The organism is Bacteroides sp. B1-V-101 (assembly GCF_023656585.1).
Lineage (GTDB): Bacteria > Bacteroidota > Bacteroidia > Bacteroidales > Bacteroidaceae > Bacteroides > Bacteroides thetaiotaomicron.
This window is the reverse complement of sequence record NZ_JAMOKH010000053.1, coordinates 1-17000: the sequence shown is the minus strand read 5'-3', so window position 1 is coordinate 17000 and position 17000 is coordinate 1. Positions and strand designations below refer to the sequence as shown.

Here is a 17000-nt window from a genome sequence, read left to right as displayed (position 1 = left end):
TAAGATTTTATATTGGGTTATCTGCCTCTTAACTTGCCGGCTACATGGCCGACGGCTGCACCGGAAACAGCGGCAGCCGCACGTCCGCCCTTCAATGACCACGAGTTGACCTGCTTGCCGTAGTTGCCGGCTCCCGATGCCTGAATCACCCATGTGGATACTGTCGGAATGGTGAAATACCCCACAATGGCTATCAGCATGAAGATGATGTAAGCGGAATTGTTCACGTCGGGCACATAGGCGGGATCGCTCAGTGCGGCGATGTCCTTTTCGATCATCAGTACCTGAATCCTTGCCAGCACGGAACTGAACAGGTCGGATATGGGCAGCCACAGATAGATGCTGATATACTGGCAAATCCATTGGATCATCGTATTGTGGAAGCCGTCGTACACCGATATGGCGAACGACAGGGGCCCCAGAATGCTCAATACGATCAGGAAGAAGGTTCTCAGCGTGTCCAGTACCAGCGAAACCGATTGGAACAGCAGTTCCAGAAAGCTGCGGAGAAAATTGTTCACGCCCTGCCTGGCCTGGTATTTGAAGCGCTCCGCCGCCATGCCCGCCATTGCTTTCAAGTCCGAAGGCGACCATCCCAGATCCTCGATCTGGCGTTCATATTCCTCGTTGTCGACCAGATACGCCGTTTCCGGATTCCTTGTCATCGCTTCGTATTCCAGCTTCTGCCGCTTCTCGGAATACTCCCGTATGTTCAGCGTCTGGCCTTCCATTATATCGTGGCAGCCGGTAACCACAGGACTCATGATGCCGTTGAGAGTTCCCAGAACGAATGTGGGGAAGAACATGATGCACGCACCCAGACAAAAAGGTCTGAAGAGCGGGTAAATGTCAATCGGCTCGGCTCTCGAAAGAGCCTGCCACACCCGTGAGGCCACATAGAACAGTGCACCCAGTGCGGCCACTCCGGTAGCCACACCCGTGATGTCCGAACAGAGCGGCATCATCTCGTCATAAAGGTTGCGCAACACTTCGTGAAGGTTGCTGAAAGTTTCTTCGCCCGTCATGTCACCAGTATTTTTGATTGTCCGTTCCGTACAAGTCCAGCACCCTTCGGGTATCGTTCTTCTTTTTTGCACGCAGGTAAGAGATGCCGATGTTCCGGTTCGTGTAATACCTGACCAGATTGCGTTGGTTTCTTACGTCACGGTACACACGGTCGATCACATCCATGCGCTCCTTATCCGTCATGGAAAGGCTGGTGGAGGTTACGACCGTCTTCATCTCGTTCAGCATACCGCTGCTCTCTTCCAGCATCTTCGCATATCCGGAAGCGATTGCCGAAAGCTCGTCCGGCGTATAGTTCTCGTCCGTCAGCATTTTCTGGAAAGAGTTTACATAGATGTCCGATATTTCACCGACCAGAAGAACGGTCTGCTGTACCTTGCGGGCATCCTTAACCAGATTGTTGACCGCTTTCAATGCGTCGTAATAACGCTTCCCCTGTTCGTAGATCTTGACTGTTTCCTGAAAATTCTTCACCATATTTTCTGCCGTCGTCGTGGTCTGCACCACATTGCGGGTTGTATTCACGATGCTTTGTGCAAAGTTCGAGGGATCGAACGTCACCCATTGTGCCTTTACTGCCATAATCGGGCAAAGAAGCCCGGCCAGGCAGACAGCCATAATTCGTTTCATGTCTTTTAAAATTTTAATGTTGAATAAATCGGATAGTTGTTACTGTCATTTACGGGAGAACCGGGGTTCTCCATTTTCCCTATGAGTCATCCGCACGTACATAGATCCCTTCGGTAGCCAGCACCAGCCGGTCTTCCTCCCGGTCATAAGCGAGCTGCACCCTCCCCAGCAGGTCTGCCCAGATGATGCCGCCGCTTTGGTGGATCGTGCCTACCACCACCGCATCAAGGTGGTAGGTCAGGGCAATCTTGTATGCGCCACCGTCACGGAATACGGTAACGGGCGGCGACTTGCGGTTGCTTTTCCACTCCCCGCATATCCAGTAGAGCGGAAACAAGGTTTCATACTCCATAGGCATTTACGGTATTTCATTGCTTTGATTCCGTTTCTTTTCCGCAAGCCTTCGGATAGCCAGTTCGATATTGCCGTCCAGCTGTTTCGCCAGTTGTTCCACTTCCACCTTCTCGCTCTCTTCGGTCGTGTAGCACAGATATTCTTCGGGCGATACCTCCGTGGCGTACACCGTTGACTGTACGCCCCCCAATCCGAACCAGACTTCCTTGTATTTGCGTTTCGGGTCATTGGACATGTTCACCGACAGAATCTGCGCCTTTTCCTTGTCCGTCAGTCCCAGCAGGGACTGTATCTGCGAGAACTTGTTAAGGTACTTCCTCTGGTCAAGCAGAATCTTGCAGTCGCTGTTGTTCACTATGGACTCCTTTACGATAGGCGAGGAAATGATGTCATCGACTTCCTGCGTCACCACAACCGCCTCTCCGTAAAATTTGCGGACAGTCTTGAAAAGATAGCGGATGTAGTCCGCCATCCCTTCCTTGGCGATAGCCTTCCACGCTTCCTCTATGATGATCATCTTGCGCACCCCTTTCAGACGGCGCATCTTGTTGATAAACAACTCCATGATGATGATAGTCGTTACCGGGAAAAGAATGGGGTGGTCTTTGATCTGATCGATTTCGAATACGATAAACCGTTTGCCGAGCAGGTCGAGCTGCTTGTCGGAGTTAAGCAGGAAATCATATTCTCCGCCACGGTAATAAGGCTCCAGCACGTTCAGGAAACCCGCAAGGTCGAAATCCTTTTCCCGGACTCCCTTCTCTTCCAGTATCTTCCGGTAGTCCGTTTTCACGAACTCGTAGAAGGTGTTGAACGAGGGAACGATGCTTTCATCCTCCTTGATGCGCCTGATATACAGGGCCACCGCATTGGACAGCGCCACTTCTTCCGAACGTGTCGCCGGTTCGTTGTCCTTTTTCCAGAGTGTGAGGATCAGTGTCTTGATACTCTCTCGTTTCTCAATGTCGAAAACCTTATCATCCGTGAAAAAAGGGTTGAACGCTATCGGGTTTTCGTCCGTATAAGTGAAATAGATGCCGTCCTTGCCGCCGGTTTTCTGGTGTATCAGCGAGCAAAGTCCCTGATAGCTGTTCCCCGTGTCGATCAATACCACGTGTGTGCCCTGTTCATAATACTGCCTCGCCAAATGATTCATGAAGAATGACTTGCCGCTACCGGAGCCGCCCAATACGAATTTATTTCGGTTTGTGGTTACGCCACGTTTCATCGGCAGGTCGGAGATGTCCACGTGCAGCGGTTTTCCGCTGATACGGTCTGACATCTTCAGTCCGAAAGGTGAAACGGAGCTGCGGTAGTTCGTTTCTTCCACCCAGAAGCAGAGGGCCTGTTCGATGAACGTATAGAAGCTCTCCTCTGCCGGGAAGTCAGCGCCGTTTCCCGGCATTGCCGCCCAGTACAGCGTGGCGGCGTCCACCGTATTATGGCGTGGCTTGCACTCCATCATGGCGATCTGGCTGCCCACGTCATTGCGCATGTTCTTCACCTCCATCGGGTTGTCCGTCCATGCGATGACGTTGCAGTGGGCACGTACCGAGGTAAGCCCGAAAGAGTGTGCGTCATTCAGGTACAGGTCAATCCACTCCTTGTTGATCTGGTTGCTCCGTGAGTACTTCGAGAGCGACTGCATGTTGCGTGCGCTCTTTTCAAAACGTTGCAGGTTCTCGCCGCTGTCATCCAGAAAGATATACTGGTTGTACAGGTGGTTGCACGAGAGCAGCAGGCCTACCGGACTGGCGAATGACAGCTTGCAGTCGCTTTTGTCCGTTGACAGCCTTTCATACCGGCAGTCCGTACCCACCTTGTTGGGCAACGCATCCAGTTCCGATAGCGTATGTACCGAAACGTGCTTGTCGCCGACACGCAGGCCGTCATCTCCGAGTTCGATGTCTTCCAGCGCAGTGGTATTTTCCATTGACAGACAGAAATATTTCTCCACCAGTCCGGCCTTATCCTCCGTGCCGGTAATCTCATCACCGACGAGCCGTCTTAGGTGTACCAGCCCTGTATCGTTCACGATACGGGCGAATTGTCCCACCGTATCCAGAAAATGGGCGGTGGTATCCTTGTCCACCTCCTTGGGGATGATGAATCCCCTGCACAGCGAAGAGAAGCTGCTCTGCATCCTCATGCGTTCTTTCGTCGTCTTGGTCAGGTACAGATAGCATTTATGGTTCAGGAAAGGACGTTCGTTGAAGTGCATCTCGTAGCTCCGGGAAAGGAAACTTAGATTTTCCTTGTCCGTCTGGCTGCGGTAATCCTCCCGGATAAACCAGTCCTGTTTATGTACCACCGTATAATTGGGCAATACCTTGATTGCCTTTGCCCATGCCGCATGGATAGCCTCGTATTCAGCTGCCGTTACCGTGAAGAGTTCGGGCAGCTCCACCTCAAAGACGGCGGTGATGTCCGCATCTTTGGAGATGATACAGTCCGCTTCGACGGCGAGAAGCGGGAACTTGCTTTCCAATGTGGCGGCCTTTAGTGTGTTCCGCATACATTCTTCTTTTTAATCGTGAATAATTTTCGGGGACTGATCCGGTTGATCAGGTAACGGGGGTGCTGTTTTCTGGCCAGCAGCTTCATCAGTCCGTGTTCTCCGAACTTGCCGTTCAGGTGGAATGTCAGCCAGACCAGTGCGGATGCGGAGGTTACACCGAAAGCGATGCAGAGCCATTGGCCGACACCGGCCATATAGAGAATGACAAACAGCACGAACAGAGCCAGCAGCCCGCCGGCGAAAATAAAAAGGTATTGCGCCTTGAGTCCCTTGAACTCCGCACTCTCGCCGATCCCCTTGTTCAGTTCATAGTCCATATACATTATTATATAGGCGAATCTGTCCCTTAGAGGAAGAACGAACGCAGGATAGTGGCGGCGACAATCAGAAAGATGCACGCACCGAACCAGGAGGATGCCACCTTGCTTACGTCCGGATCGCCGGAACTGAACTTATTGTACACTTTAATCCCGCCGACCAAGCCGATCACGGCTCCGATTGCGTAGCACAGCTTCGTTCCCGGATCAAAGTAGCTTGTTACCATTTTCGTCGCCTCTGCGATACCGGCCGAGCCGTTTCCCTGCGCATGGAGCGAGCCTGTGGCGATTAGCATGACCGCCACTAATACAAGTTGTTTCGTGTTCATAAAATAAATGGATTTGAATGAGGGACACGACGGAGGGAAGAGTCCGCCGTATCCGGTTGTTAATTAAATTTGTCTGGATTTCTACTGGTAAGAATGAACCGTCAGCTATCCGTAATCTCTTTTTTTCATGTACGTTTTACTTTATTCGTTAGACAATATCGCTTATGGAGAAAGTGTCCGGTATGGTTTCTGCCGCCGGTTCGCTGTCCGGCTGTTTACGCTTGCGGTATGCCGCAAGGTGCAGTTCTATCAGCGAGCCGATCCGTTCCTCACGTTCCGCATCGCCGGAGGTCAGCTGTTCGAACATCGGGGTGTTGCGAAGTTCCGCCAGCGTCTTTCCGGCCTGAATCCTTTCCTCCTCACTGGCTGCTTCACCGCTGACCGCCACACGCACCGCCAGTCCCATGTCCTCGAAGCGGATGCCCGTGGCTTGCGGCGTGCATCCCGGCAGGCGTCTGTCCTGCTCGTCATCATCTACCGGAGGATTGTCATCTGCCGGTTCTTTCCGGAACTCCAGCGGAACATCCATATCTTCCATCAGTTCCAGTTCTTCCGGCAGCGGACTCCCTTCCGCAAACAGCTTGTCCAGTTCCTCGGCGGAAACTGTTTTCGGGTACTTTTCTTTCTCCGGTGCAAAAGTATCTGCTTCACTTACAGATTTTTCGTTTTCAATTTTTTCGGGTGTTTGTGGCGTGGAGTGGCTAAGGGAAAATGTGCTTTTGCCTAAAATCTCGCTCACGTCCACCGCCATCCGGGTAAGGATCTGCCCGGCTTTTTCCGTTTTCTTCCTCCGGCTGTTCCGCTCGTGGAAGAGGTAGGCGGCTATCCACAGCAGATAGCCGCCGGTAAGTAAGAATAAGATTGCTGACATGATTTCCGGGGTTTAAAACAGTTCGGTACTTCGTTTTCTGTATTCCTTCGTAATCTCGTCCTGATAGGTGGAAAAGTGCTGTTCCAGCACATTGTCCACATAGCTGAAAATGGACATCTCGTTGTTCCCGATTGTCTGGACAATCTTCTGAATCCGTTCATGGAACTCCTTACGAAGGTAGATTGTCTTGCCAAGCCGTGCGCAGACCGGTGACTCGTGGATGAACAGACGGACATATCCGTTCTCTTCACCGGACTGTCCATTATTTCCGACTGCTTGTACCTGCCCGTCCGTCTGCCGGCTTTCCTTGAACGAGGCGACTATGGAGTCCTCGTCAATGTCCGTCAGGTTTATTTTTTTCCGTTCGTTTCCCATAGCCTACTTTTTGATAATGGACAACAGTTCTTCCGTAATCTCTTTCAGGTTGCTGCCTTTGACCAGCGTACCGTCCGCAGGAAACAGCGTGGAACGGAACAATGCCCTATGTTCCCCCGTCAGCTCACGGCGGAACCGTTTGCTGTCCGGCAGGAAGGTATTCAGCACTTTCAGTCCCAGCTCGCCGATCACCTGTTCGTACACCTTGTACAGTTCCGATTTCTCCCGGCCGTCCACCATGTTCCACAGAAGGTACAGACCTTTGATATTCGTCTTGCCCGTAGCGATCAGCGTGTCATTCAGCCGGCTCGCAAAGCGGAGTGTGCTTTCCATTACCACCCTGTCGGCGGCAATGGGGGAAAAGACATAGTCCATGTTCGCCAGCGTGTTCAACACGCCCGTACTGTTTACCGTGCCCGGCAGGTCGAAGAACACGATGTCCGTTTCCGGCATCTTTTCCAGCAGTTCGTCCGCCTTTGCGACAGCATCCTCAGCCGTACTCTCCGCTATCGGATAGGCTTTCTTCCTTATCCGTTGCAGTTGCCTGTACGCCATCAGTTTGTAATGCTCGTCCTCCATGACCGTTTTCAGGTCACGTTTTCTCATCTCGGCAATGCTGTGTTGCGGGTAGTCGCAATCCACCACCGCTACATTCATCCCTTTCACATAGTGCAGGTAACTTGCCACCAGCACGGTCAGCGTTGTTTTTCCCGCTCCGCCTTTTTGCGTGGAAAAGGCGATAAAGAGTGTTTCTTTTTCCATGATGCAGTTTGTTTACAAATGATACTTTTGAATCAACGCCGCAAATAAAGAAGGAAAAAGAAGGGGAATTCATGGTTTGGGAACGGAGGGGTTCGAGTGGCCGGCTCCTGACGTGGAATGGCTGACTGAACAGCCGACCGACCGAAGTATTGTCCGTCTGATTGGCCAATAGGATACTTGTCCGACCATACATGATATTATTGGATTGTATTGCCTGTCGGATAATCAGCCAAGGAAACAACCGACCGATGAACAGGTTGCCCGAACAAAAGGTTATCCGCTTGGTTGGCTGGTCAGCCGGACGACCGCACTAACGTTGCAACGGCTGACCGTCTGATTGGTTATCTGACCGGTTGGGCATTCAGTCCGCCATTACGCATCCCATTCAGGCACATTCTCAGCCGTTGGTTCAGCCATCATCGGCCGCCCGTTTTTCCTCCTGTTCCACCTGTGTGTACAAGTGGCTTCTATTTGGCATAATGTGGCTAATATTGGTGATATACAACTGATTATATCACTTCCTAACTTTGCGGCATCCAACCGGAAGTGGGCTGTTTGCCTTCGTCGGTCGTCAATCCCCGCTTTCCCCCGAAAGCGCTCTTTCCTCTTCGGAGAGGAAAGATTTATGTTCGCCCGAACATAGCAAGCTGTGTTTTTTGCAGCACCACTCCGTTTTGCAGCAAAAAACGCTTGCCCTTGCAGGGGGCTGCAATTTGCTCCGAAGTCGCAAATTGTGGGGGAGAAACAGACGGCGGCAATGCCACCCGGTGGAATTGTACCACATAAAAAACGTATATATGAACAACGAGAAAAAGCGTCCCCGCACACGGGGAAAAGGGGGCAGATTGCCCAAGTCGAACCCGGCCGTCCGCCGTGAAACCGTCAATCTGGACGAAGCCGGCCATGCACGGTTTCTCACCATGTTTGAGCAGTCCGGCCTGTTGTCCAAATCCAAGTTCATCGCCGCACGGATCTTTAACGAGGAGTTCAGGGTGATCCGGACAGACCGTGCCACAATGGAGTATGTGGCCAAGCTCACGGAACTGTTCCGGCAGTTCCGTGCCATAGGAGTGAATTACAATCAGGCAGTCAAGGAGTTGCACATCCATTTCACCGAAAAGAAAGCGTTGGCACTGCTTTACAGACTTGAAAAGCTCACCCTTGAACTCGTGGAGCTGAACCGCCGGATTGTCGAACTTTCCCAAAAACTCGCCTCACATGGTAGCCAGGATCAGCGTGGGTAAGAACTTGTACGGTGCATTGGCCTACAACCAGAACAAGGTCGATGAAGGCGGTGCGAAAATCCTGTCGGCACATCTCCTCCGTTATCCCGAAGACGGGCGTTTCCGTCCGGATGAATCCGTGAGGCAGTTTCTCGAATGGATGCCGAACCATTACCGCACCGAGAAGCCGGTCATACACATCTCCCTCAACCCGCATCCCGACGACGTGCTGACCGACGGGCAGCTGGCGGAAATCGGCAGGGAATACATGCAGCGGCTCGGTTACGGCAACCAGCCCTATCTTGTCTTCAAGCACGAGGACATCGGCCGGCATCATATCCACATCGTTTCCCTGCGTGTCGATAGTGAGGGAAGGAAAGTATCCGACAAGTTCGAATACCGTCGCAGCAAGGAGATTACCGAACTTCTGGAGCAGAAATACGGCCTGCATCCGGCGGAAGGCCGGAAGAAAGGCGAAGAGTGGCAGCTGAAGCCGGTAGATGTTGCCAAAGGGGACATCAAACGGCAGATCGCCTGTACCCTCAAACCCCTGCTCGAGCTTTACAGCTTCCGCACAATGGGCGAACTCCGTGCCCTGCTTTCCCTGTATAATATAGGAGTGGAAGAAGTGAAGGGGGAAATTGGCGGACGCACCTATCACGGCATACTCTATACCGCTTTGGACGGCAACGGCGAAACGGCGGCCACTCCCATAAAGTCCTCCCGGCTGGGAAAAACGGCCGGTGCACAGCAGTTGGATAGGAAGATGCGGGAATCCGCCGCAAGAATCAAGTCCGACCCGTGCCGTGAACGGCTTCGGCCGTTAGTGGCCGAAGCTTTGCGCCGATCCGTGGACGAACGGGATTTCCGTAGCCGGCTGGCGAAAGAACAGATAGACTTGGTTCTCCGCCGCAACGGAACCGGCAGGATTTATGGCGTTACCTTTATAGACCACCGCAGCCGCACCGTGCTCAACGGCTCACGTCTGGGCAAGGAGTTTTCGGCGAACACGCTGGACAGATGCTTTCAGGAGCGGCCACAAGATCTCCTGCCGCCACTTCTGCCGTCCGTTCCGTCCGCTGTGGTTTCCGGAAACGGGGAGAAAATTCTGGGAGGGCTACTTTCCGGCATGGAGCCGGAGCTGAACTATGTCCCCCGGCATCCCAGGCTACTGAAGCCCGACAAGAAGAAACGCCGTCGGCGTTACGGCCGTCAGGACTGAACCCGTATTACATAATTATCAAGACGATAACTTTTTAAAACTCAGTATTATGTCACAAGAAGATGATCTCAGGGGACTGGCGAAAGTCATGGACTTTATGCGTGCCCTCAGCGTGTTGTTCGTAGTTGTCAATATCTATTGGTTCTGCTATCCGGCCATCCGGGAGTGGAATGTCAGTATCGGAGTGGTGGACAGGATTCTGCTGAACTTCCAGCGCACGACCGGGTTGTTCGGCTCCATCCTTTGGACAAAGCTTTTCTCCGTTACCTTCCTTGCCCTGTCGTGTCTGGGCACGAAGGGTGTAAAGGAGGAAAAAATCAAATGGGCGCATATCTGGACAGCCCTTTCCGCAGGTGTTGTCCTCTTCTTTTTCAACTGGTGGCTGCTCAGCCTGCCCGTACCGTTAATGGCACGCACCGCCTTTTATATACTCACTCTTGCCGTCGGCTATCTCTGCCTGCTTGCCGCAGGTGTATGGATCTCCCGCCTTCTCAAACAGGACCTTATGGACGATGTGTTCAACAACGAGAACGAAAGTTTCATGCAGGAAACAAGGCTTATCGAAAACGAATATTCTGTAAATCTGCCGACACGGTTCTATTATGGCAAGAAGTGGAACAACGGCTGGATCAATGTCGTGAACCCTTTCCGTGCCTCCATCGTACTGGGAACGCCCGGTTCGGGAAAGTCTTTTGCAGTGGTAAATTCCTATATCAAACAGCAGATAGAGAAAGGCTATGCCGCCTATATCTACGATTTCAAGTTTCCCGACCTCTCCACCATTGCTTACAATCACCTGCTCAACCATTTGGAGGGGTACAAAGTGCCGCCGAAGTTCTATGTCATCAACTTCGACGATCCCTCACGCAGCCACCGCTGCAATCCCCTCAACCCGAAGTTCATGACCGACATCTCCGATGCTTACGAGAGTTCGTACAGCATCATGCTCAATCTCAACCGGTCGTGGGCGGCGAAGCAGGGCGATTTCTTCGTTGAGTCGCCCACCATTCTCTTTGCCGCCATCATCTGGTTTCTGCGGGTGTACAAGGACGGCAGGTATTGCACCTTCCCCCATGCCGTCGAGTTCCTCAACAAGCCTTACGAGCAGATCTTTCCCATCATGTCCTCCTATCCCGAACTGGAGAACTACCTCAGTCCTTTCCTCGATGCGTGGCTGGCGGGAGCCGCCGACCAGCTCATGGGACAGATCGCCAGTGCGAAGATTCCCCTGTCCCGTATGATTTCGCCGGCACTCTATTGGGTGATGTCTGCCGACGAGTTCTCTTTGGACATCAACAATCCCGACGAGCCGAAAATCCTCTGCATAGGCAACAATCCCGACCGGCAGGCGATCTATGGTGCTGCGCTCGGCCTGTACAACAGCCGTATTGTAAAGATTGTCAATAAGAAGGGCAGGCTGAAAAGCTCCATCATCATTGATGAGTTGCCCACCATTTTCATCAAGGGGCTGGATAACCTGATAGCCACCGCACGCAGCAACAAGGTCGCCGTGCTGCTCGGTTTTCAGGATTTCAGCCAGCTTATCCGTGACTATACCGACAAGGAGGCGAAGGTGATCATCAACACGGTTGGCAACATCTTTTCGGGGCAGGTCGTGGGGGAAACGGCCAAGACTCTCAGCGAGAGGTTCGGCAAGATACTTCAGAAACGCCACTCCATCTCCATCAACCGGCAGGATGTTTCCACCTCCATATCCACCCAAATGGACAGCCTCATTCCACCCAGCAAGATCAGCGGGCTGACACAGGGGATGTTCGTCGGCTCCGTAGCCGACAATTTCGGGGAGAGGATTGAGCAGAAAATCTTCCACTGCGAGATTGTCGTCGATGCCGGGAAAATAGCCGAAGAGGAGAAGGCATATCGGAAGATACCCGTTATCACCGGCTTCGTGGACGATGACGGAGTGGATCACATGAAGGAAATGGTACAGGAAAACTACAACCGGATTAAGGAGGATGTCAAACGGATCGTGGCCGACGAGCTGGAGCGCATCGCCAGCGATCCCGCCCTCAAGCACCTTCTGGAACTGAACAAATGACGATGTGCCGAACGGAAAAAATCCCCTGTAAGCGGCTATGGCTTGCAGGGGATTCCGTTCGTTCCGGAAATCGGATTACCTTCTATGGTAATGTTTCTCGTCATCTTCTTCCATCCGTTTGAGCAGCACTTCACGCAGGCGGTCGATGAAGTAGGTACGCTCGTCCGCCTTTCGCCTGCGTATCCGTGCGTAGTAGCTCGAAGCGTTCTTCACATCCAGTCCCAGCAGTCCGCACACGTGTTCCACCACACGCTTCAGCGTGACATCACCGCCGTTGAACAGTTTCAGTTCGTGGCAGGCGTACAGCAACTCTATCAGATTTATCACTTCCGATGTCCAGATGACCGGAGGGGTTCCGGCCGGTACGGTGGAAACATCCGCACCCGCCGGATGTATCTCATAGGCGAACTTGCAGTGGGCTTGCATCCCTTCCAGATAGGTCAGAGTGCCGATGATATAGGAGTAGCAGATCAGATGTTCCTTCTGTGCCGTGCGGTAATGCTCGCGCAGGATGACCAGCCTGCAACTCAGGTATTGCAGCTGGAAAAGGACAATGGTGATGTCGTTCTCCGCACGTTGTAGCTCGTACACTTCCTTTACGAACTCGGCATTGGCTTTCGACAGTGTTTCCTCGTTGCTGTTCTCTTGTTCCAGCAACAGGAGATAAGGGGTAACATTGAATAATTTCATAATGTTTTTTCGTTTAAGTATGAAAATGGCTTCAATGTAAGCGCTTTGCCCGACATGCCTGTTCCGCTTTTCGCCGAAAATGCCGGTGTCTATTCGCCCAGATAGAACTTACGGCGTTCCTTGCACAGTTCATCGTACAGATCCTTGTGCAGCTCGCTCGGACTTTGCTTCATCTGTTCCGTACAGAACTCCCAGAAACGGTTGGCCGATGCGAATCCGTTCTTCTCGGCTATTTCCATTAGCGGACGGTCATAGTAATATTTCAAGTCCCGCCGTATCTGTCCGATACGTTGTTCCTGGAGCCATCTGTTGGCCGGGCGGTGGTAGATCTTGCGGAACTTGTCACGGAAGGTCGAAACGCTCATGCAGAACATTCCGGCGAGTTCCTCCACACTGTGCGTCCGGTAGCTGTAGCGGTTCACCTTCATCCGGAACACGGCGGCATACAGCGGCTTCAGCCGTTTCTCGGCAAACTGGAAATCCAGCTCGGTAAGCGGTGTGTACTGCCGGCTGATCTGTTTGCGCCGTTCCACGAAGAAGTAGTCGCATACCTCATTACACATGTTGTACAGGGGTTGTGGAGTGCCGGTATGGTACAGCACCTCGCACAGATAGAGCATCTCCGGCGTGCGGTACGCTTTCCGGTAAGGCTCGACGAAATGGTGCAGCAGGTCGTTCTGTATCTCCACCTCTTTGGAGAGGGAGAGCAGCATCAGCAATGGCCGGTACTCTTTGCATGACACGGAAGGCAGTTCGGGCAGTTTTTCCATACGCCGCAGGATATGGCGGCACAGTTCCGTATTCCGGGAATAGGGTTCCAGTACAAGGAATTTTTTCGTACTTTTCGCCTTTAGCAGTTCCTCCACTTCCGTTTGGAGGGCAAGGGTTGTTTCTCTCAGTGATTCCGGTACGGCCATCACCAGCTGTTCGATAAACTTCGTTTCCATGATAATGTTTTTTAAATGGATAAATCGGTAATGTATGAAATCCTGCAAAGATAACCGCCATAGACCGGTAACCGCTTCCGTTTTTCGCCGGAAATGCTTCCGTGTCTGGAAATGGAATTAGGGACTTCATCTCATCCTTTAATTCTTTACAAAGGAATAATACACCCAGTAGATGAAAATCCAGACCATATCTCCGGCAAGCAGACAGATGATCCGTTGCCTGAATTTCAAATCATACTTTTCGGCTTTCAGCTGTTTCAGTTTGGGGAAGAAGTCGCTTGGCAGATAGTGCTGCCTGCACAGATAGAACGGTGCAAATATAAATATGACGAGCATTTCCCACCATCGGTAACTGACATTCCTGTTCTTCTCGTTCTGTTTGTCCATGCGGGCTTTCTCAGCACGTGCGGCGGCATCCAGCCGTCGCATGAAGGCTTCCTCCTTCTCTTCCATGATGTCGGCGATCACCTTGTCGTCCACACCTCGGTTGTACAGTTCCAGCTTTGCCTGCCGTACCTGCTTGTCGGTATATTCGCCGGTTACGTTATTGGCGATTAGCAACAGCTCGTCTGTCGAATATTCTCTTGTCCTCATATGCTCAATCTTCTATCCTATAATCCATAGCCAAGCCTTTGGGGGCAAAGCTGAATATCGGGTATTTTAATTTCGTTTTCATTCTCTACTTCTTTACAAATAAACAATATACCTTATATATACACCGGATTGTATTCTAACACCATTTACAAATAATCCATCCCAACTTAGCTAATAGCCATAGCTCAAATCCACATAATACCATAGGAAGTAATAGTAGCAAAGTTATCGTAATCTTATTTTTGGACGAATGACGATAATGGTTTACTAATGCAGATGTTCTATCTTTTCGATACCTAACAAGGCAAAACAAGACAGGAAAAAGAAACATTCCCATACAACATAACAAATACCATGTATGTGGCAAGTTTCTGTCAAATAGCGGAATACACGGGATTTCTATTATAAACCACCAATATAAGGATAGCATGAGTACCCCTGAACATCGGGACCTCATTTTATGACCTTGCTCACCTTTGAAGTACAGGTAATCAAAAAAATAATACCTGTAATTCGTCCGGTTGGCACGTTGCTTCACTCGTTCAAAATAGTTATCTGTTTTTTTTATTCTTTTACTCATATATAGTCGATGAATTATGTTCTCCAAAATGCAAAATAAAGCAGGGTCATACCCAGCACAATTCCAAAAAAGACAAGCCCTGTCAGGAGAAAGACCCAATCCGAATAATGAAAGTCAATTTCCTTGTAAGGAATGGCAGTTTTCTTCACATACTTGTTCCATGCCCATATAAGAACTCTTCCCAATCTTTCTGCTGTAATATAGCTCATAACTATTTTTACTTTTCAGTTTGTATTCCCTCATGCGCTGGCGAGCAATAAATAGAATGTCGCTAACCGTATAATCAGGGAAACGACATAGATGCCGTAGTAGAGCAGATACCTTTTCTTTTTGTCAAACTCGGCGAAATATTTCCTGTATTTGTCCCCCTTGAATAAGAATATTTCATTGACATAATACCCGCATATCCCGATGAGTATCAAAAGCAAAAAATAGACACCGTTTCCCAAAATACTTAATAGGCTTATCCTGAAAATCTTGATACAAGCAAGGCAGACAAGGCAGAATGCCCAAATACTGATGATGTATGGGGTGTTACTCGCCATACTGCTGATATAGACATCGACACCTTTATCCATTCCGGCAGCTTCTTGTCTCTTATTAGTCGAAATGCACCGATTTATATAGCCGTTTTTCCATTTCGAGAAACTTAGCCAATAGAAAAGATTTAGCATCCTCCTAAAAATGAAAAACTGCAACTTATAAGAGCAATAAAAATTGATGTTGTAATATTTTTCCAATAAATTCCTCATGCCTTTAATGGTTTGGTGAGAAATAACATTAAGTTGTTTTCTCGACTTTGCACTTCTTTGATTACAAGTCCGATGAAGCCGCATACCAGCACTATGGGGAATGCGACTGCAAAATATTCACAAAGTTTCTTCAAATTCTTCATACTATTGTCATTTATAGGTTATTATAAGCTGTGCCTAATGAGATGCATCTTGCCGCCGTGAGGTGGCACAGGTACTTGTTTCAGCATATTCGTTTTAGTTATCCCCCTGCCATCTTCCTCTATATACATCTGATAATCTGCCTGTTTTACCATCATATAATCTCACAGTCATGTTGCAAGTATCATTAGAGACGGTGGTATCTTTCATCATAACATGCCATCCACATTTTTTATATGGAATGGAATCAGCATCCCGATAGTTTGTTCCATAATATATGGAAGTGTTATGGAACAAATCTATATTTTCCTGTTTCAGTTTCTCTATTAACTGATGAATGGAGTAAGTAGGATAAATATAATCTTTCTCTTCGGAGCAAGTAGCACTCAATTCGCATACGTTTCCTTCTTTATCATACCATACCCAAGGTGATATGTTGTTCCAGTCAATAAATCGTTGATGCCAGTCTATCAGCTTTCCGTCCTTTCCATCATACGACATCACATCTATAATCGGTATGTTTGGGTACTCTATTGCATAATAATAGTTGTTTGCATAATCTAATTGTATTAGATGTTGTTCTCCATTGGGGAATGTAGTATCAACCTCAATTCCGTTTCCATACTTCCGGAAAAATAATGTATCAAGAACTCTTGGAGGAAAATCCATCTTGCTCAGACTATCACACATATGTCTGTACTCTCTTTTCTGTTTGTTGATACAACTTACGGAAAATAAGCAGAATAATGAAACAACCATCATTGTAATTTTCACTGTTAACCTTGTATATTTTTTAAGTTGAATATTCATATTCTTAGTGCTGATAATGGTTTGGTGAGGAACAGCATTCAGCTGTTGGCTCGACCTTGTTATAAACTCAGTTATAAGATTTTACAATTGGAAAAGACATGACAGTATCTTTGGCATCAAGTAATGAATGACCATGTCCTATAAATACATTTTTACTCTCATCTATATGAAAAGAATGTATCTCATACCTCTTATGTGGAATAATATCACCACCATCAAAACTACCAATATATTTCTCGACTATTCCTTGTTTCCTATATACTCTCTTTTCATTATAGTCGTCAAATAGTGATGCTGTGACATAATGACGAATTATATATTGTTCGTCTTCGGCTATCTTCTTGGAATTGCTTGAATAATCAATGAATAATATCAACAACATGAACAGTCCTTTAGGAACAAATAGACCTATAATAAGACCGAGCAAATAGAGTCCTCTATATATTCTTATGCTATATTTGATCCCCTTGGGTAATTTATTAGGAATGTGTATGAAGAAGGAAAAAATCAAAGATAACACGAAAGTATATCCGATAATGTATCCGATATTCCATCGTATATGATCTGTTTCTGGAACTGTACATATTACTATAAAACCAAGTATTCCACATAAGATATGGATACCAAAAAATATATACAATAATTTATATTTCGTCATTTTCAATCAACAGTGTTTATAATGGTTAGAAAGGAGCATCGTTAGATGCTATCTTTCGTTGTTAGATATTTATTGCCCTTTCCCGCTTGGGGATATTGAACAAAAGTTGCCTTTATAATTCGATTATTACAGTTAAATGGTA

20 protein-coding genes are annotated in these 17000 nt (G+C 49.1%); 4 read left to right on the top strand and 16 right to left on the bottom strand.

Going from position 1 to position 17000, the window contains the following annotated elements; translation table 11 throughout:
- Window positions 1–17: 17 nt before the first annotated feature.
- The 9 genes from traJ to NBH01_RS24005 form a co-directional block, all read right to left on the bottom strand.
- A complete protein-coding gene (traJ, locus tag NBH01_RS24045) occupies window positions 18–1025 on the bottom strand; it encodes a conjugative transposon protein TraJ (RefSeq protein WP_005651614.1) in 1008 nt (335 codons plus the stop codon).
- A gap of 1 nt (window position 1026) precedes the next feature.
- Entirely contained in the window at window positions 1027–1656 is a 630-nt protein-coding gene (locus NBH01_RS24040) for a DUF4141 domain-containing protein (protein WP_005651616.1), read from the bottom strand.
- Between the two features lie 79 nt (window positions 1657–1735).
- On the bottom strand, window positions 1736–2008 hold the full coding sequence (locus NBH01_RS24035) for a DUF3876 domain-containing protein (RefSeq protein ID WP_016661987.1): 273 nt from the start codon (window positions 2006–2008) through the stop codon (window positions 1736–1738).
- Window positions 2009–2014: 6 nt separating this feature from the next.
- Window positions 2015–4525, bottom strand: coding sequence for a TraG family conjugative transposon ATPase (locus NBH01_RS24030; RefSeq protein WP_005651620.1), 2511 nt, complete (start codon window positions 4523–4525; stop codon window positions 2015–2017).
- Window positions 4510–4845, bottom strand: coding sequence for a DUF4133 domain-containing protein (locus tag NBH01_RS24025; RefSeq protein WP_007754671.1), 336 nt, complete (start codon window positions 4843–4845; stop codon window positions 4510–4512). Before NBH01_RS24025 ends, NBH01_RS24030 begins: the two co-directional genes overlap by 16 nt.
- Window positions 4846–4874: 29 nt before the next feature.
- Window positions 4875–5174: a DUF4134 domain-containing protein gene (locus tag NBH01_RS24020; protein ID WP_005651623.1), complete on the bottom strand. Its 300-nt coding sequence runs from the start codon at window positions 5172–5174 to the stop codon at window positions 4875–4877.
- A gap of 148 nt (window positions 5175–5322) precedes the next feature.
- Entirely contained in the window at window positions 5323–6045 is a 723-nt protein-coding gene (locus NBH01_RS24015; protein WP_117830030.1) for a conjugal transfer protein, read from the bottom strand.
- A gap of 12 nt (window positions 6046–6057) precedes the next feature.
- Window positions 6058–6420: a DUF3408 domain-containing protein gene (locus NBH01_RS24010; RefSeq protein ID WP_117830031.1), complete on the bottom strand. Its 363-nt coding sequence runs from the start codon at window positions 6418–6420 to the stop codon at window positions 6058–6060.
- A 3-nt stretch (window positions 6421–6423) separates the two neighbouring features.
- The gene (locus NBH01_RS24005; protein WP_005651629.1) at window positions 6424–7182 is read right to left on the bottom strand and encodes a ParA family protein; all 759 of its coding nucleotides are present in this window, start codon (window positions 7180–7182) and stop codon (window positions 6424–6426) included.
- 285 nt (window positions 7183–7467) lie between these two features.
- Between NBH01_RS24005 and NBH01_RS24000 the strand changes: the two genes are divergently transcribed.
- The 4 genes from NBH01_RS24000 to mobC all read left to right on the top strand — a co-directional run bounded on the left by NBH01_RS24000 (window position 7468) and on the right by mobC (window position 11686).
- Entirely contained in the window at window positions 7468–7662 is a 195-nt protein-coding gene (locus NBH01_RS24000) for a hypothetical protein (RefSeq protein WP_175456015.1), read from the top strand.
- A 317-nt stretch (window positions 7663–7979) separates the two neighbouring features.
- The gene (gene mobA, locus NBH01_RS23995; protein ID WP_005643552.1) at window positions 7980–8426 is read left to right on the top strand and encodes a conjugal transfer protein MobA; all 447 of its coding nucleotides are present in this window, start codon (window positions 7980–7982) and stop codon (window positions 8424–8426) included.
- Window positions 8401–9627: a conjugal transfer protein MobB gene (gene mobB, locus NBH01_RS23990; protein WP_117830032.1), complete on the top strand. Its 1227-nt coding sequence runs from the start codon at window positions 8401–8403 to the stop codon at window positions 9625–9627. The genes mobA and mobB overlap by 26 nt, the downstream gene beginning before the upstream one ends.
- 46 nt (window positions 9628–9673) lie before the next feature.
- Complete coding sequence (mobC, locus tag NBH01_RS23985) at window positions 9674–11686, top strand: conjugal transfer protein MobC (RefSeq protein ID WP_165859174.1); 2013 nt, start codon at window positions 9674–9676, stop codon at window positions 11684–11686.
- A gap of 75 nt (window positions 11687–11761) precedes the next feature.
- Here the strand turns inward: mobC and NBH01_RS23980 are convergent, their stop codons facing one another.
- The 7 genes from NBH01_RS23980 to NBH01_RS23950 form a co-directional block, all read right to left on the bottom strand.
- The gene (locus NBH01_RS23980; protein ID WP_016661993.1) at window positions 11762–12376 is read right to left on the bottom strand and encodes an RteC domain-containing protein; all 615 of its coding nucleotides are present in this window, start codon (window positions 12374–12376) and stop codon (window positions 11762–11764) included.
- Window positions 12377–12465: 89 nt separating this feature from the next.
- A complete protein-coding gene (locus tag NBH01_RS23975; RefSeq protein ID WP_117830034.1) occupies window positions 12466–13323 on the bottom strand; it encodes a helix-turn-helix transcriptional regulator in 858 nt (285 codons plus the stop codon).
- A gap of 138 nt (window positions 13324–13461) precedes the next feature.
- A complete protein-coding gene (locus NBH01_RS23970) occupies window positions 13462–13917 on the bottom strand; it encodes a transcription initiation factor IID (protein WP_117830035.1) in 456 nt (151 codons plus the stop codon).
- A 594-nt stretch (window positions 13918–14511) separates the two neighbouring features.
- Window positions 14512–14706: a hypothetical protein gene (locus NBH01_RS23965; protein ID WP_117702326.1), complete on the bottom strand. Its 195-nt coding sequence runs from the start codon at window positions 14704–14706 to the stop codon at window positions 14512–14514.
- 30 nt (window positions 14707–14736) lie between these two features.
- Window positions 14737–15249, bottom strand: coding sequence for a hypothetical protein (locus NBH01_RS23960; RefSeq protein ID WP_117830036.1), 513 nt, complete (start codon window positions 15247–15249; stop codon window positions 14737–14739).
- 237 nt (window positions 15250–15486) lie between these two features.
- Window positions 15487–16080: a hypothetical protein gene (locus NBH01_RS23955; protein ID WP_223805086.1), complete on the bottom strand. Its 594-nt coding sequence runs from the start codon at window positions 16078–16080 to the stop codon at window positions 15487–15489.
- Window positions 16081–16267: 187 nt separating this feature from the next.
- Window positions 16268–16582 carry a hypothetical protein gene (locus NBH01_RS23950; RefSeq protein WP_223805087.1) on the bottom strand — a complete coding sequence of 105 codons (315 nt, stop codon included), beginning with the start codon at window positions 16580–16582 and terminating at the stop codon, window positions 16268–16270.
- Window positions 16583–17000: the final 418 nt, after the last annotated feature.

Coding starts and splice junctions, on each gene's coding strand:
- traJ (WP_005651614.1), bottom strand. CDS start 1,025: ATGACGGGCGAAGAAACTTTCAGCAACCTTCACGAAGTGTTGCGCAAC.
- NBH01_RS24040 (WP_005651616.1), bottom strand. CDS start 1,656: ATGAAACGAATTATGGCTGTCTGCCTGGCCGGGCTTCTTTGCCCGATT.
- NBH01_RS24035 (WP_016661987.1), bottom strand. CDS start 2,008: ATGGAGTATGAAACCTTGTTTCCGCTCTACTGGATATGCGGGGAGTGG.
- NBH01_RS24030 (WP_005651620.1), bottom strand. CDS start 4,525: ATGCGGAACACACTAAAGGCCGCCACATTGGAAAGCAAGTTCCCGCTT.
- NBH01_RS24025 (WP_007754671.1), bottom strand. CDS start 4,845: ATGGACTATGAACTGAACAAGGGGATCGGCGAGAGTGCGGAGTTCAAG.
- NBH01_RS24020 (WP_005651623.1), bottom strand. CDS start 5,174: ATGAACACGAAACAACTTGTATTAGTGGCGGTCATGCTAATCGCCACA.
- NBH01_RS24015 (WP_117830030.1), bottom strand. CDS start 6,045: ATGTCAGCAATCTTATTCTTACTTACCGGCGGCTATCTGCTGTGGATA.
- NBH01_RS24010 (WP_117830031.1), bottom strand. CDS start 6,420: ATGGGAAACGAACGGAAAAAAATAAACCTGACGGACATTGACGAGGAC.
- NBH01_RS24005 (WP_005651629.1), bottom strand. CDS start 7,182: ATGGAAAAAGAAACACTCTTTATCGCCTTTTCCACGCAAAAAGGCGGA.
- mobA (WP_005643552.1), top strand. CDS start 7,980: ATGAACAACGAGAAAAAGCGTCCCCGCACACGGGGAAAAGGGGGCAGA.
- mobB (WP_117830032.1), top strand. CDS start 8,401: ATGGTAGCCAGGATCAGCGTGGGTAAGAACTTGTACGGTGCATTGGCC.
- NBH01_RS23980 (WP_016661993.1), bottom strand. CDS start 12,376: ATGAAATTATTCAATGTTACCCCTTATCTCCTGTTGCTGGAACAAGAG.
- NBH01_RS23975 (WP_117830034.1), bottom strand. CDS start 13,323: ATGGAAACGAAGTTTATCGAACAGCTGGTGATGGCCGTACCGGAATCA.
- NBH01_RS23970 (WP_117830035.1), bottom strand. CDS start 13,917: ATGAGGACAAGAGAATATTCGACAGACGAGCTGTTGCTAATCGCCAAT.
- NBH01_RS23965 (WP_117702326.1), bottom strand. CDS start 14,706: ATGAGCTATATTACAGCAGAAAGATTGGGAAGAGTTCTTATATGGGCA.
- NBH01_RS23960 (WP_117830036.1), bottom strand. CDS start 15,249: ATGAGGAATTTATTGGAAAAATATTACAACATCAATTTTTATTGCTCT.
- NBH01_RS23955 (WP_223805086.1), bottom strand. CDS start 16,080: ATGTGTGATAGTCTGAGCAAGATGGATTTTCCTCCAAGAGTTCTTGAT.
- NBH01_RS23950 (WP_223805087.1), bottom strand. CDS start 16,582: ATGTTGTTGATATTATTCATTGATTATTCAAGCAATTCCAAGAAGATA.